The organism is Candidatus Hydrogenedentota bacterium, assembly GCA_016791475.1.
GTDB lineage: Bacteria > Hydrogenedentota > Hydrogenedentia > Hydrogenedentales > JAEUWI01 > JAEUWI01.
This window is the reverse complement of sequence record JAEUWI010000069.1, coordinates 1-14,009: the sequence shown is the minus strand read 5'-3', so window position 1 is coordinate 14,009 and position 14,009 is coordinate 1. Positions and strand designations below refer to the sequence as shown.

Below are 14,009 nucleotides of genomic sequence, written 5' to 3'. Positions count from 1 at the left end.
ACACCCAAAGTGGGAATTGCGAATTGCGAATTGCGAATTGAGAATAGTGAATTAGGAAATTCAACAGAGTACGGGCGATTCTTCAATTCGCCATTCCCAATTCACTATTCTTCATTCTCTTCAAGCAGCCGCGCCAGTTGCCCCGCGATTCGATCCAGAACCTTCAGCAGTTCCCGTGTGTCCGCGTCGCGCTCGGCCTTCTCCGCGTGAAGCTCGGCGGCGTAGGCGAAGGCGGCCTGGAGGGCAAAAGCCTGGCTGTCGATACGTCCGGCCTCGGCCTCCATCGCGGCGACACGGGCCGTCACCTCATCGGCAATGGTCAGGGTCGTTTGGCGGTCGCGGTAGATGGGAAGGCGCAGGTTTACTTTGGCTACCCTGGCCTGCACGAATTCATCGCTCATTGGCGCACCTCTTCCGCGAGCGCGCGGGTGTAGGCCAGCACTTTCTTCAGGTGCTCTTCCAATTGAGCGTGACGATCCCGGTAGCGCTCGTTTGCCTGGCGGAGGGCCTCATAATCGGCGGCAGCCTCCTGAAGCACCGCCATTTCCTTGCTCTTGCTCCAGACCTGCTGCTGGAGCCGGTCGCGCGCTTCCTGCTGGCGCGCGATTTCGCTCCGGCGCTCGGCCAAGACCTCCCCCAGCCCGGCGATGGACTGCTCGATCTGCTGGAGGTAGGTCTTGACCAGAGGATTCACCGAAGTTCCGCCTTGTATTCATGCTGAAGACGCTTGAGGATCTTGTCGAAGGCCTTCTGCGTATCCTGGTCGGTAAGGGTGCGTTCATTTGATTGAAACACGAGGTTCAGCGCGACGCTCTTCTTGCCTTCGCCCACCTGGGGGCCCGTAAAGATATCAAAGATTTCTACGGCACGCAGCAAGTTGCCGCCCGATTGGGATGCCATGTCGCGCAGACCGCCTGCTGGAACAGCGGCATCCACGACGACCGCCAGATCGCGTACCGAGGGCGGAAACGTGGGCACGGGAGCAAACTGCGACGCAGCCGGACGCGATCCCAGCAGGACGTCAAGGTCAAGCTCGGCCAGGTAGATCGAACCCTCCGTGTCGAAGGCACGAACCACGGCAGAGGCGGCCTTGCCGAGGTAGCCGATAGTCTTCTTGTTCGCCACGATGGCGGCCCGTTGGCCTTTCTGGAACGTGGGAAAGTCGGTCTCCTCAAACTTCGCCGACACGCCGAATTCGGCGAGCACGGCTTCCACCAGACCCTTGAGGTCGTAGAAGTCCGCGGGACGCGCTTTCTGGGACCAGTCCGCGGCAGCGGCGTTGCCCGCGAGGACAATGCCCACACGTCGCGCCTGCGAAGGCAGGGCATCGCCATCGGCGGGAACGTACACCGGCCCGATCTCGAAGCCCGCGATGGAGGTCACGCCGTAGTTCAGGTTGCGCGCGGCATTGCCCAGATGGGCCTGCAGCAAACTGGACCGCATGGTTGCCTGCTTTTCCGAGAGCGGGTTCTGCAGCACCACCATATTGGCATACTCGGCCGGAAGCGCGGCCCTGGCGACATCTTCCGGGCAACTGAAGGACCAGTTGTAGAGCTCGGTCAGGCCGAGCCCCGCCAGGAAATGTCGCAGTGCGCGAATGCGCGCTTCTTCCGGGGCGAAGACCTTCTCGCAGCGGCGTACCGTGGGCAGCGTGACGGGAATGTTGTCGAAGCTGTAAAGCCGGGCCACCTCTTCAATGAGATCCGCCTCCATGGAAACGTCGTGGCGGCGAAGGGGAACGCGAAACGTAGCCTCATGGTCGTTGCGCGCGATGACCTCCAGGCCCAGGCGCTGGAGCAAGCCGCACTGCACCTCTGCGGCAAGATCCACACCGAGCAGACGAAGTGTTCGGGCAAAGCGCAGGGTGACTTCGCGGGGCTTGAAGGGGACAGGGTACGCGTCGATGACGCCCCGCGCCACTTCAGCGCCGGACAGTTCGGCCATAAGCTGGGCCGCGCGATCGAGGGCATAGGCCGCCATTTCCGGATCCGCGCCGCGCTGGAAGCGCTGGGACGACTCGGAGATGAGGGCGAGGCCGCGGGAAGTCTTGCGCACGGAGGCCGGGTGGAAGAAGGCACTCTCCAGGAATATGGTGGTGGTGCCTTCGTCAACTTCGCTGTCCGCGCCGCCCATGACGCCCGCTACGCACTGTGGATCTTTTCCTTCGGCGATGACGAGCATGTCTTCCGCCAGGTTGCGTTTCTCGCCGTCGAGGGTGTTGATGGTCTCACCGGCTTTCGCGCGCCGCACCACGATGCAGTTTTCGGCGAGCTTATTGAGATCGAAGGCGTGGAGCGGCTGGCCCGTTTCCAGAAGCACGAAATTGGTGATATCCACGATGTTGTTGATCGGACGCTGCCCGGCGGCAATGAGACGTTTGCAGAGCCATTCGGGGCTCGGGCCCACCTTGACGTTCGATAGTACCCGCCCCATGTAGCGCGGACAGAGATCGGCCGCCTCAACCGTGACGGAGGTCTGCCCTTCGACGGGGCTTCCCTCTTCGGCGACACTGACTTCGGGAATGCGAAGTTCGGTGTTGTACAAGGCGGCAAGTTCGCGGGCTACGCCGATCATGCTGGCCCAGTCGGCCCGGTTCGGCGTCACTTCGATCTCGAGCACCGTGTCATCCAGCCCGAGGTGGGTCTTGATGTTCATGCCAACCGGGGCGGAGGGATCGAGGATGAGCAGACCGTCTTCGCCCTTGGGAAGCCCCAGCTCCGTCGAAGCGCACATCATGCCCTGGGATTCAACGCCCCGCATCTTGCGCCGGGCAATCTCGAAGCCGCCGGGCAGGCTGGCGCCCACAACGGCGGTGGGGACTTTGTCCCCCACCTTCATATTCTTGGCGCCGCAACAGATCTGAAGGGCTGTCTCGCCGCCCACATCCGTCTGGCAGACCACGATCTTGTCCGCGTCCGGGTGGGGCTCTATGGACAGAATCTGGCCGACAAAAACATCCTTGATGTCGCCGCCTAGTTGCTCGATGGATTCAATCTCCAGACCGAGCATGGTCATCTGGTGCGCGAGTTCCTCGGAGGAAACATCGATGTTTACATATTCTTTAAGCCAATTCAGGGAAACGCGCATGACTAGAACTGCTCCAGGAAGCGAAGGTCGTTATCGAAAAGATGGTTAATGCTGGGGACGGCGTGGCGCAGCATGGCGATCCGGTCCATGCCCAGGCCAAAGGCGAAGCCCGAATATTTCTCGTAGTCGTAGCCCGCGTATTCGAAGACCTTCGGGTGGACCATGCCGCAGCCGAGGGCTTCCAGCCACCCGCTGTGCTTGCACAGGCGGCAGCCCGAGCCTTTGCAGATGGTGCAACTGATGTCCACCTCGGCGGAAGGCTCGGTAAAGGGGAAGAAGTGCGGGCGGAAGCGCACCTTGGTGTCTTTGCCGAACATCTCGTGGATGAAGTGCATCAGGGTGCCCTTCAGATCGGCAAAGGTCACGCCTTCGTCCACCAGGAGTCCCTCGATCTGGTTGAACATGGGGCTGTGGCTCGCGTCATAGTCCACGCGATAGACGCGCCCCGGCGCCAGCACGGCCACGGGCGGCTTCACCTGCTCCATGACCCGCATCTGCACCGGCGAGGTGTGGGTACGCAGCACCACACCCGGCTTCACGAAGAAGGTGTCGTGGGAGTCGCGCGCCGGATGGTCGGCGGGGGTATTCAGCGCGTCAAAATTGTAATATTCCGTCTCTATATCCGGACCGGTTGCCACCTGGAAACCAAGCGCGGCAAAGATCTCCACAATCTCTTCGGTCACTTGATTCACCATGTGGATGTGGCCCCGACGCGGTTGGCGTCCGGGCAGGGTGAGGTCAACCGCTTCGCTCGACTCACGGGCCGACTCCGCCGCCGTGGAGAGCAGCGCCTTGCGTTCGTCCAGCGCCGCGCCGATGGCGTCTTTCACCACATTCGCGGCCTGCCCCATGGCGGGTCGCTCTTCCGCGGACACACTCCCGAGCCCACGAAGTATTTCCGTGAGGGCGCCCTTGCGGCCCAGGTATTTAACGCGCGCGGCTTCGAGCGCGTCCAGTTCGGTGGCCCCGGCGATGCTGTCGAGGGCCTCTCGTTGCAGGGCCTCGAGTTGGTCTTTCATCTTGATCTTTCCTTGCCAGTATCGATTCGTCTCATCGCTCGTCCGTGCGGGCCGGCAACGCTTCCTCGAATTCAACTCGTCATTTATTCAAACAGGGCGCTGCCAATGCGGACTTCGGTGGCCCCGGCCTCAATGGCCAATTCAAAATCGTTGCTCATGCCCATACTCACGTCGGGCAGTCGATGATCCGCCGCGAGCGAGGCGAGCCGGTTAAATATCCCGCCGATTTCCGCGGCGGTGGCATCGTAGGGAGCCATGGTCATCAGACCACGCACCCGAACCCGATCCAGCGGCGCCATCGCCGCCAGCAACCCCGGCAACTCGCTTGGCGAAACACCCAGCTTCTGCGACTCTCCGGATACGTTAACCTCCACCAGGACATGCGTACACCGATCCAGCTCCAGGCACCGGGTCTGAATGCTTTCCGCAAGGGATAGGCGGTCCATTGCATCAATCCGGTCAAATACCTCCAGCACGTCCCGGGTTTTCCTGCGCTGGATGTTCCCAATCATGTGCCAGACCAGCTCGGAATCCGCCAGCGCCTCCCGCTTGGCCCGGGCCACCTCCACGCGATTCTCTCCAAAGTGCCGGAGACCGAGATCCCGCAGGGCGCGAATTTCATCCACACCGACGGACTTGGTCACGGCGATGAGGGTAACCCCCTCCGGGTCACGGCCCGCGCGCTCCGCGGCGGCGGCGGCGCGGGCGCGAATATCGCGCAGGTTGAACTCTATCTGGGAGAACGTACTCAAATGTCTGGGAGCTTCAACACGGGTAAACGGTAAAGCAGGTGAGCCGTGTTGACTGCCAACCGGCTCACCCGCTCGTACTCCGAACTTGTGGGAATCGTATCAGGAACGGCGCTTTTTCAACGCTTCGACACGCTTCTGCTTCTCTGCTTCCGGCATGCCAATGCAGGCCACGCTCTCTTCGTCGCGAACGAGGGCCTTCTTCTCCGAAACGGAAAGGGGCAGGCCGCCGGCTTGCTTGTACTTGATAATGAGGTCGGACAACTCGTCAAAGAGCGAACCCACTTCAAAGCGGGCCTTGTCCAGGTAGCTTACCGCTTCCAGGTAGAGGCCCTCCTCGGCGCGGTTGATCGCATCGATGCGGAGCTTGCGCGCCAGCGCGTAGGGCTCATCCATTTTGACCCAGATGTCGTAGGCCTCTTTTTCGGCAGCTTCAGACTCGGCAATCAACCGGGCTCGTTCGGCTTCATCCTGGGTTACTTTGGCCTTTTCCAGCGCCTGGGCCGCCCGGCGCTCGGCAATAAGCCCGGCCAGACGCTCCATGGAGCGATCGTTAACATCGTTCTCCGGGAAACGCTTCTGGTTCTCTTTCCAGCCGTCCAGCGCCTTCTCGTATTCGCCCTGCTCTTCCAGGCACTTGTAAAGCATGCGGGGCACCCACCGTTCGTGGGGCAGACGCACCGCTTCAGACAGGTAGAGTACGGCGTTGTCGATATCGTTCAACTTTTCCCGATACATGCCGAACCCAAGGTCAAAGAAGAGCTTGTAGTTTCGGGGGTTGTTGCGGATGCCGTCCTTCAGGAAGTCGATGGCGAGGTAGTAATACTTCTCCTGCTCGCCGAGACAGTCCTGATACTTGTCGCTCCACACGCGCAGCGGAATCGGCGTATACTCCATGGCCGCCGTCGCGTTGTAGCCCAGGTGCCAGGCGCCCAGCAGGTAGGCGTCGATGAAGTTCGGATCGAGAAGAACGCAGGTCTTCATCAGGGGAACCATCTTGTAGAGATGGCCCATGTGCCAGTAGCGGTCCACCTGCAGCCACATGAAGTTGGCGGCAACCTTGCGGAACCCGAAGAAGAGGTTGAATATACTGACCGAGCCTTCCCCTTCCATGCCGCTCATGACGGCGGAATAGGAAAGGTCCTTCGTGTAGTACAGGTCGCCCCCGCGGAGCTTCTCCAGAAACTGGGCGCGAAACGGCGCGAGGTCATTCCCCTTCGCCAGTTCGTAGACGAGCTTATCGTTTTCACGCTCCTGGAGCGATTTGCTCAGGCGGCTGATCGCGTCCTGCTCGCCTTCCGGCATTTTCGCGTCTTGAAGCAACGGATCGGCGACGGCCACCACCTCCTTGTAGAGGGCGGGATCCGCATGTTCGAGGGCCTCGGCCCAGCCGTAGCGCTCGTCCGTAGCCGCCGCGATGATCCACTTGTAGAAGGCGTCGGCCTCAAACAAGCGATCCAGGCGCTGTCCCTGTATCGCGCCGAGGGCGACGAAGAGAGCGAGCAGCAGCCCGAGTGTGATGTTGGGGTGCTTGTTCATCATGCCTTACAGCTCCTTGCGCCGGAATACCCAGTACGCAATGACATAGCCGGCAATGGCGTAGGCCAGACCATACAGAATGAGATTGGGGATCTGGTCCATCATCTCGCTCGGCAGGGGATCGTTCGGCTGCAGGTCCAGAATGTAGTTCTTGAGGCTGAACTTCTGGAGATTCGGCAGGATGTTGTAGAGCCATTCCGCCGCCTGCCCGACAAAACGCTGAAAGAAGTCCGTCGCTTCGCGCGAACGGTTGTTCACGTCTTTGAGGTATTCCGTCAGGTTGCCGGTCATGTAAATGAAGAGACCGGCGATCGTGGGAAGTACGGCGGAGGTCGACGTGCAGGACACGGCAAAGGTGAAGGCGGAAACCACGAGGAACTCGAAGTAGGTCAGCAGGACCGACCAGAGCAGCAGCGTGGGCATGGCTTCCTGCTTGATCCAGATGGCGGCAAAGAAGAGACCGGCCATCAAGAGGAGATTGGCGAGTACGATCATCTGTACGCCCATGAACTTGCCCAGCAGGTACTGCATGCGGCGAACCGGCTTGGAGAGCACGGTGTAGATGACCTTGTTTTCCACTTCATTGGGCACCACGGAGGCGGAAATGAAGATGGTGATCAGCATGCCGAAGATCGAAATCGTCGTCACGCAGATATCTTTGATAAGTTTAAGGTCCAGATCGGTTTCGGCGTTGCCGACCGTGGTTTGATCGAGGAACGCGGACATGAAACTCGCGCCGAAAATGACGAGCAAGCTCAAGATGAGGAAACCCACCAGGGTCTTCTTGCGGATACCTTCACGCCACGTATAAACAGCGATGCACCAAGGCCCGCGCATATAATCCAATACAGCCGACATCAGGCTTTACTCCGATTTTGTGCTTCGCCGACGGTACGGACGAAGAGTTCTTCCAGGGTTTCACGACGGGGGGCCACGCTCAGGAGGTTCAGGGCGTGGTCCTTGCACAGCGCCAGGGCGTCGTAGACGCTCAGGTCGTTGGGCACGCGGAGGACGAGCTTGCCCTCCACCTTGTCTTCGGCCGTGATTCCCCGGCCCGCCAGCTTGCTCAACACATCCTCCGAGGCCCCTTCCACCATGATCGTAACGTCGCGATCGGTAAGGAGTTCGTCGATGGTGCCCAGCTTCTGGAGCTCACCCTGATAGAGAATACCCGCGCGATCACTGATCAGTTCCACTTCCAGCAATTCGTGACTGGAGATCATCAGGGTCTTGCCCCGATCGCGAAGGCGGGCGAGGATGTCGCGCATCTCCTTGCGCGCGATGGGGTCCAGGCCCGTGGTGGGTTCGTCCAGAATCAGGATCTGAGGATCGCTGATGAGGGCCTGGGCCAGGCCGATGCGCTGGCGCATGCCCTTGGAATAGCCCCGCAGCAGACGCCTGCGGGCGTGGGTCATGCCCACTTCCTCCAGCACCTCGTCGATGCGCCGGGTCAACTCCGCGCCACGAAGGCCGTAGAGCTGGCCGTAGTATCGGAGAATTTCCTCGCCCCGAAGGAAGTCGGGGTAATAGGCCCCTTCAGGCAGATACCCGATATTCCGGCGCACCTTGGCCGATGTGATATCGGTCTGTCCGAGGATCTCGATGGAGCCGCCCGTCGGGAAGATCAGGCCCAGCAGCATCTTGATGGTGGTGGTTTTGCCCGAACCGTTGGGTCCGAGGTAGGCAAAGATCTCGCCCGCGCGCACGCTGAGATCGAGCTCCTTCAATGCGTGGACATCCTGCCCACGGAAGGAACTCTCGTAGATCTTAGATAGTCCCTTCGTTTCAATAACTACAGACACAGAATGAGGCCTTTCGTATGGTTGGGAGTACGGCGTGCCGGGCGCTCAGGCCAGACAGGCCGCCTGGGAGGGACATTCCCGTTACTACAAACTACCTTCAACATGTAAACTTGAATGAATCCACACTGCATACAAGTGCGACATACGAAGTTGGCATCCGCTGCTCTTCACAGACCGCCCATCGTTACACAGCCGGGAGATGATAACAAACCGTTGTAAATTATGCAAAGTATCAAAGTGCTCCCGATTCGGCCCCTTGCGCAGCTTCCGCAGTTTCCTCACTTACCCCCTCCCCAAGCGCCGCCACTATCTCCTCCGAGGGCGGCATCTTGTCCTTCCAGGTCTTCAATACCACCCCGTCGCGAACAAGACAGAGCTGGGGCGGAACGCCGCTGCAGATCTTCGCCCAAGTCAGCATGTCGTTGCCCACGGAGTGCATGGGAAACAGCGGACCGGTCAGATCCTGGAAGTTCCGCATGCTGCCCTCCTCGGGTTCCAGGCAGATGGCCACCACGCGCGGGAGGGTCTCCTGGTTCGTGTAGTCGTTGATCTGGGGTACTTCCCCCATGCAGTGCTCGCAGGTCATGCTCAGCAGGGCGACGAGATAGTCCCCCTGGGCCAGGTCTATGGTATCTCCATATTCGGGGACAATACGGTAAGCGGCGAAAACTCCGACCTCGTCGGCGGGTTGGGCGGCGGCCGTCGGCAGTTCCGGGGCGGGCGCGACCGGCCCATCGTTTTCCGCCTCGAAGGTACCGCCCACCTGGGGAAAGGCGACCAGGCAGACCAGCAGGGCCAGCACGATGGGCCCGAGGGTGCGTAGCTTGATTCTGGCCACGGGAGCCGCAACCTTGTCCCCCGCCTCCAGGCCATACCAGGCCAGGGCGGTCAGGGCCAATAACACCAGGTTCTTTGCAATCGCCTCCGGCGGCGTCATGGGGACTTTCCCGAAACAGCCGCAGTCTTTCAGATTGTGCACCTGCCAGGCATACACGATCAGGCCCGTGAAAAAGAGCAGCATGGCCGCGCTCGCCGTCAGGACCTGCCGACGCCAGGGGCTGCCCAGCACCATGGAAAGCCCGAGAAAAGTCTCCAGCGTCAGCGTCGTAAAGGCGACAACGGTCAAGGCCTCCGTCGAACTGAAAATCTGATAGGCGAGAATCTGCCCAATGAAACGGTTGAAATCCCAGGCTTTGAGTCCGGCGGCGAGCAGGTAGGTCGCCCCCACTGCAATCTCCGCCCCACGACCCGCAAGTGCTCTCTTAGAATTCATAGCGATGATGCCTGTGTCCCGATGGGTTTTTCGTCAAGGGGTATGTTCCGGCGGAACCCGCCCGGCCCAACGCCCGCTCGATTGTATTCGTCGGCGCGCGGGTTCCGAAGCCACCGCGCCTCAAAAATTCAATTCTATGCTCGCCCCCACGCTGGTGTCCATCTGGTCCAACGCCGAAAGTTCGGGTTGATGGTCGTAGTTCATCAGCATCTCGAGGCGCAGGTGCAGGCGATTGGTGACGGGATACACCACCGAGGAGGCCGCCCCGGCGCGAAAGTCGTCCGCATCGGTAAGGCTTGGCTGAAGGAATACACCGCTGCTCCATTCCGCGCCGCCCCAGATTGATCGGGAATAGCGGAGCCCCAACGTCACGTTCAGCTCAGACTGGTCCCGGTCGCCGACGGACTTGATGGGCCGTGATCGGTCCAGATATTTGCCGCCCCATTCACCGTAGCCGACACCGATTCCCGCCAGCCCTTCCAGGGCCGCTCCACTGGACGCGTCAAAGCGGTAGCGCATCCCCACGGTGAGACCGGTTCTGATCTGCAGGGCCTCATTCGTATTGCGTTCCACGAGAGCCTGTACGAAAGGCGCCCAGGACTCCTCCGTCGACTCGGTGATGTCAAAACTGCCTTTGAAATAGGATGGCAGGGTGTCCTCTCCGTCCGCGTCGAAGTTAAGCTGGAGGGAAGTATTGATTTGATCGCCGCGATTCTTGAGGCCAAGCCGCAATTGGGGGGCCACGCCGTCGCGCGTACCTTCAAAAGCCCGGACACCCCCGCCGACCTCGCCGGACCACCCGGTGTCCGCGGGCTCGGTCCCGGAGCCCTGCCGGGGCGCGGGTCGGGCGGAATCCACCGCCGTGAGGGGGAAATTGGAGATCCGGGGGGCCGCGCCTTCACCAGCGGACTCCTCGACGCCTTCGGCAACGAATCGGCCTATGTGGACCGCGCCGCCCGTTTCCGTGACGACCCAGACGCTTTCCGTGGCCAGCGACTTAACCTCGGACATGGGCAGCATCATCTGGCCTTTGAGGGAGGTCCGGAATACAAGGATCCCATCCTTGACCCGGGTCAGCTCGCCGGAGAGTGACTCGCCACTGGCGGTCACCAGCAGGTCGGCGTGCGCGACCCCGGCGAGTCCCATCGCACACACGACCAGCAGTCCCCGGAGGACCTTGTCCAGTCTTATTCTGAAAGAGTGTGCCATGCTGCTGGTCCAATCAATACATTACATCGGCATACCGGTGGCGGGACTCAAGCCCGCCAGATTTCCACGGAATTGCATCCGGCCACCGCTTTCCCCGCCGTGATCGTGAGGGGCTTTTCCACGAGGGCCTGGATCATGGCGCGCTTGTCCTCGCCGGCGGCCACGAAAATGACTCGCCCGCAACGGGACAGCAATTCGGGGCTGACCGTAACGCGATCGGGCGGGGTGGACTTGTAGGCGGGGGCCGCCAGGCGTCCCTCGCAACGCTCGAGGTCGTCGTCGTTGAAGAGCGAGCACGTGTGCCCATCGGCGCCCAGGCCCAGCAGGGCCACGGGAATCGTGCCGCCGGATTTCAGGAAGGTGCGCAGATCGATGTCATAGCGATCGGCGGACTCTTCCAGGCTGAATTCGGGGTAAATCCGGAGCGTGTTGCCGGGCTTCAAGGCCAGCGCGTCGATCATGGCCCTGGCGTTGCCATAGTTGTTTTCGGGAGAATCCACGGGAACGTGCCGATCGTCCGCGAACATGATGCAGGCGTTGGGACTGGCGAGAACGGGCGCGGCGGCTATCGCGGCATAGACCGGCAGCGGTGTGTTACCGCCGGAGATCATAAGGGCGAAGCGCGTGTCCGAAGTCCGCGTCAGCGTTTCACGCATGAGGGCCTCCATGGCCGTCAAGAGGTCCGCCTTGGAATCGAAATCTCGTACTGCAATCGTCATTTCATATCCTGTCAATCGGTCCCGCTGGTCTCGCCCAAGCGGGAGCTTCATTCATTCGACCAAGTGCCGTCCATTACCAACTGGCGTTGAACCGCGCCGCGAGGGCGTTGGCCGCTTCCGGGCCATGGCTGCCGAAGGGATAGGTCTCCGGCTTGACCCGCTTCGCCTCCAACTCGTGCAGAACGGGCGTGAATATGTCCCAGGCGGCCTCCAGCTCATCGGCGCGGATGAAGAGACTCTTGTCCCCCTGGATCACATCGAGAATCAAAGACTCGTAGGCGTCGGGAATCGTGCCCTCGAATGCGGAGGCATAGCGCAGGTCCAGCTTGGTTTCGTCCAGCCGGATACCCAGACCGGGCACGCGGTTCACAATGCGCAGGGTCAGGCCCGCATCGGGTTGCACGGTAATCACCAGTTCGTTGTTCGGAAGTCCCTTGGCGGCGTCAGCAAAGATGTTGCCCGGCATGCTGCGGAATCGAATCCGGATCTCGGTCTTGGAATCGTCCAGGCCTTTGCCCGCGCGAAGCAGGAAGGGGACGCCGGCCCAGCGGCGGCTGTTCACCTGAAGCACCGCCGCCGCATAGGTCGGGGTGATGGAGTCCGGCGGGGTGCCCTTCTCCTCCAGATAGCCGAAATGCTGCCTGCCGCCCGAAACGCCCGCCGTATACTGGGCCACCACCAGATCGTCGAGGGTAAGGGGCTTCACCGCGCGGAGCGCTTTGACCTTCTCGTCGCGCACATAGGTGGAATTCAGCGCCACGGGCTGCTCCATGGCCACGAGGGAGAGCATCTGGAGCAGATGGTTCTGCATGACGTCGCGGATGATGCCGTACTGGTCAAAATAACCCGCGCGACCTTCCAGGCTCAGATTTTCTGTCCACGTGATCCGGACATTCTTGATGTGGTTCCGGTTCCAGATGGGATCGAAAATCAGATTGGCAAAGCGCAGAACCAGCAGGTTCTGAATCACTTCCTTGCCCAGATAGTGGTCAATGCGGTAGGTCTGGGCCTCGTTGAATACCTGGCACATGCTGTGGGTGAGCGCGTCGGAAGAGGCGCGGTCGCTGCCGAAGGGCTTCTCGATAACCACGCGGCTCCAGTTACTGTCCGAGCCCTGGGAAACAAGTTGGGCATCGCGCAGGGCGTGGGCCACATCCAGGAACAGGAAGGGCGGGATGGCCATATAGAAGATACGGTTCTCCATGCGGCCGGGATCCAGCTTGTCCAGCTCCGCGTGCAACTGCTGGAAGGACTCGGGGGAGTCATAGTTGCCGGACACGTACGTGCAGCGGGCCAGGAAGTTCTGCATGCGCTCGTCGCATTTTTCCCCCGGCACATACCGGCAAGTCAGGCGCTCTTCCACGCGGTTGCGGAATTCCTCGTGGGACATGGGGCTGCGGGCAAAACCAACGATATGGAATGTATCGGGCAGCAGGTCCTGGCAATAAAGCGCAAAAAGCGCTGGAAAAATCTTCTTCAATGCGAGATCGCCCGATGCCCCGATTACCACCACGGCGAGTGGATGCGAACGTTCAATGGTCTGAGTCATTTTCTCTAAGTCCTTCCGGCGCCCGAAGGCGCAATTTACGCGTGATCAAGGTGCCATTTTAGCACGTGGGCCATGCGGGACGTATCAGTTTCCGGTTTGGGAAAGGCTGGGATCGCGTATCTCGTAAACCGCCAGGCCCAGGTAGCGCCTGGATTGACTTGCCGCGTAGCTTTCCAGATTCATCGGGGCCACTTTTCCGGCGGCGGAACTGGCGTGATAGAGCATTCCCGAACCGGCCCCGTCGGGCAGAAAGATGCCGCAGTGCAGGGCAAACAACCAGTCTACATGACCAATAAATACGATCAGGGAGGGTTCCTTAATGGCGTGCGCCACGGCCTTTGCCTTGTCTATCGGTATGTAACTGACCGTCACATCCCGATCAGGTATGTCTTGCCCCAGTTCCGGGGCTTTCACTCGGCGAAAGAAGGCAGCTTTGCTGATGGTCCGAGTTAACTTTTTCGTTTCTATGCCGAGCTTTGCGGTCGATTCAAGACACCAGGGGTTGTTCGGGGTCCAGTCCACCAGCATGAAGTGATTCCGGTGGAGGAAGTCCACCTGGCCGTCCTTGTAGCGATATCCCTGGAGCAGGTCGGTCGCTTCAGCGAGGCTCGAAGCGCTCGCCAGGGCGACGCTCTGCTCGACAAAGGTCACGCAATCGACTCGGCTCAGGTCGATGAGCGGATCGGCGTCGTAGGGTGCATTCGGGCCTTCGCCGAGGGGACCATCGTGATACGGCGTACCCACGCTATCCTGAATAACCCGCTCGAGTCGCCGCGCAAAGCTGGAATCCGCCCCCTGGAGTTTCGACAGGTAGGCATCGGTCTCCGAGGGCGTCTGCTCATAAATGGCTGCGCCAAGAACACTTAAGAGAATTGATATCCATGAACTCATACGAAGTGTAATTTCCTGGCGATACGCCGGCTGCGCCCTACGCCGCCTATAATATCATGACGCGTGGAACAATCCAGAATTCGGGGCGGGGAGCGCTGAGTGATCCCCAGTTTTCGATTCTTTGCAATTGTTTGTGTAGCAGATAGTTAGCTGTTGACGTAGCGCCAAATTT

Annotated in this window: 13 protein-coding genes; all 13 read right to left on the bottom strand. The window is 60.6% G+C overall.

The window, feature by feature from the left end; all coding sequences use genetic code 11:
• Positions 1–104 precede the first annotated feature (104 nt).
• The gene (gene zapA, locus JNK74_24930) at positions 105–401 is read right to left on the bottom strand and encodes a cell division protein ZapA (GenBank protein MBL7649434.1); all 297 of its coding nucleotides are present in this window, start codon (positions 399–401) and stop codon (positions 105–107) included.
• A complete protein-coding gene (locus JNK74_24925; GenBank protein ID MBL7649433.1) occupies positions 398–694 on the bottom strand; it encodes a hypothetical protein in 297 nt (98 codons plus the stop codon). The genes zapA and JNK74_24925 overlap by 4 nt, the downstream gene beginning before the upstream one ends.
• Positions 691–3,087, bottom strand: coding sequence for a phenylalanine--tRNA ligase subunit beta (locus JNK74_24920; GenBank protein ID MBL7649432.1), 2,397 nt, complete (start codon positions 3,085–3,087; stop codon positions 691–693). Before JNK74_24920 ends, JNK74_24925 begins: the two co-directional genes overlap by 4 nt.
• Before the next feature lie 2 nt (positions 3,088–3,089).
• The gene (gene pheS / locus JNK74_24915) at positions 3,090–4,106 is read right to left on the bottom strand and encodes a phenylalanine--tRNA ligase subunit alpha (GenBank protein ID MBL7649431.1); all 1,017 of its coding nucleotides are present in this window, start codon (positions 4,104–4,106) and stop codon (positions 3,090–3,092) included.
• A gap of 83 nt (positions 4,107–4,189) precedes the next feature.
• Positions 4,190–4,858, bottom strand: a complete 669-nt coding sequence (locus JNK74_24910) for a YggS family pyridoxal phosphate-dependent enzyme (GenBank protein ID MBL7649430.1) — start codon at positions 4,856–4,858, stop codon at positions 4,190–4,192.
• Positions 4,859–4,957: 99 nt separating this feature from the next.
• Positions 4,958–6,397, bottom strand: a complete 1,440-nt coding sequence (locus JNK74_24905; protein ID MBL7649429.1) for a hypothetical protein — start codon at positions 6,395–6,397, stop codon at positions 4,958–4,960.
• 3 nt (positions 6,398–6,400) lie between these two features.
• Positions 6,401–7,252 carry an ABC transporter permease subunit gene (locus JNK74_24900; GenBank protein ID MBL7649428.1) on the bottom strand — a complete coding sequence of 284 codons (852 nt, stop codon included), beginning with the start codon at positions 7,250–7,252 and terminating at the stop codon, positions 6,401–6,403.
• Positions 7,252–8,196, bottom strand: a complete 945-nt coding sequence (locus JNK74_24895) for an ABC transporter ATP-binding protein (GenBank protein ID MBL7649427.1) — start codon at positions 8,194–8,196, stop codon at positions 7,252–7,254. Before JNK74_24895 ends, JNK74_24900 begins: the two co-directional genes overlap by 1 nt.
• A gap of 232 nt (positions 8,197–8,428) precedes the next feature.
• Positions 8,429–9,469, bottom strand: coding sequence for a hypothetical protein (locus JNK74_24890; GenBank protein MBL7649426.1), 1,041 nt, complete (start codon positions 9,467–9,469; stop codon positions 8,429–8,431).
• Positions 9,470–9,589: 120 nt separating this feature from the next.
• Positions 9,590–10,678 carry a DUF481 domain-containing protein gene (locus JNK74_24885; protein ID MBL7649425.1) on the bottom strand — a complete coding sequence of 363 codons (1,089 nt, stop codon included), beginning with the start codon at positions 10,676–10,678 and terminating at the stop codon, positions 9,590–9,592.
• Positions 10,679–10,725: 47 nt separating this feature from the next.
• Positions 10,726–11,397 (bottom strand): 6-phosphogluconolactonase, encoded by a 672-nt coding sequence (locus JNK74_24880; protein MBL7649424.1) that lies wholly within the window; start codon positions 11,395–11,397, stop codon positions 10,726–10,728.
• A gap of 73 nt (positions 11,398–11,470) precedes the next feature.
• Positions 11,471–12,946, bottom strand: a complete 1,476-nt coding sequence (gene zwf / locus JNK74_24875; GenBank protein MBL7649423.1) for a glucose-6-phosphate dehydrogenase — start codon at positions 12,944–12,946, stop codon at positions 11,471–11,473.
• Between the two features lie 84 nt (positions 12,947–13,030).
• Positions 13,031–13,837: a DUF1460 domain-containing protein gene (locus JNK74_24870; GenBank protein ID MBL7649422.1), complete on the bottom strand. Its 807-nt coding sequence runs from the start codon at positions 13,835–13,837 to the stop codon at positions 13,031–13,033.
• Positions 13,838–14,009 lie beyond the last annotated feature (172 nt).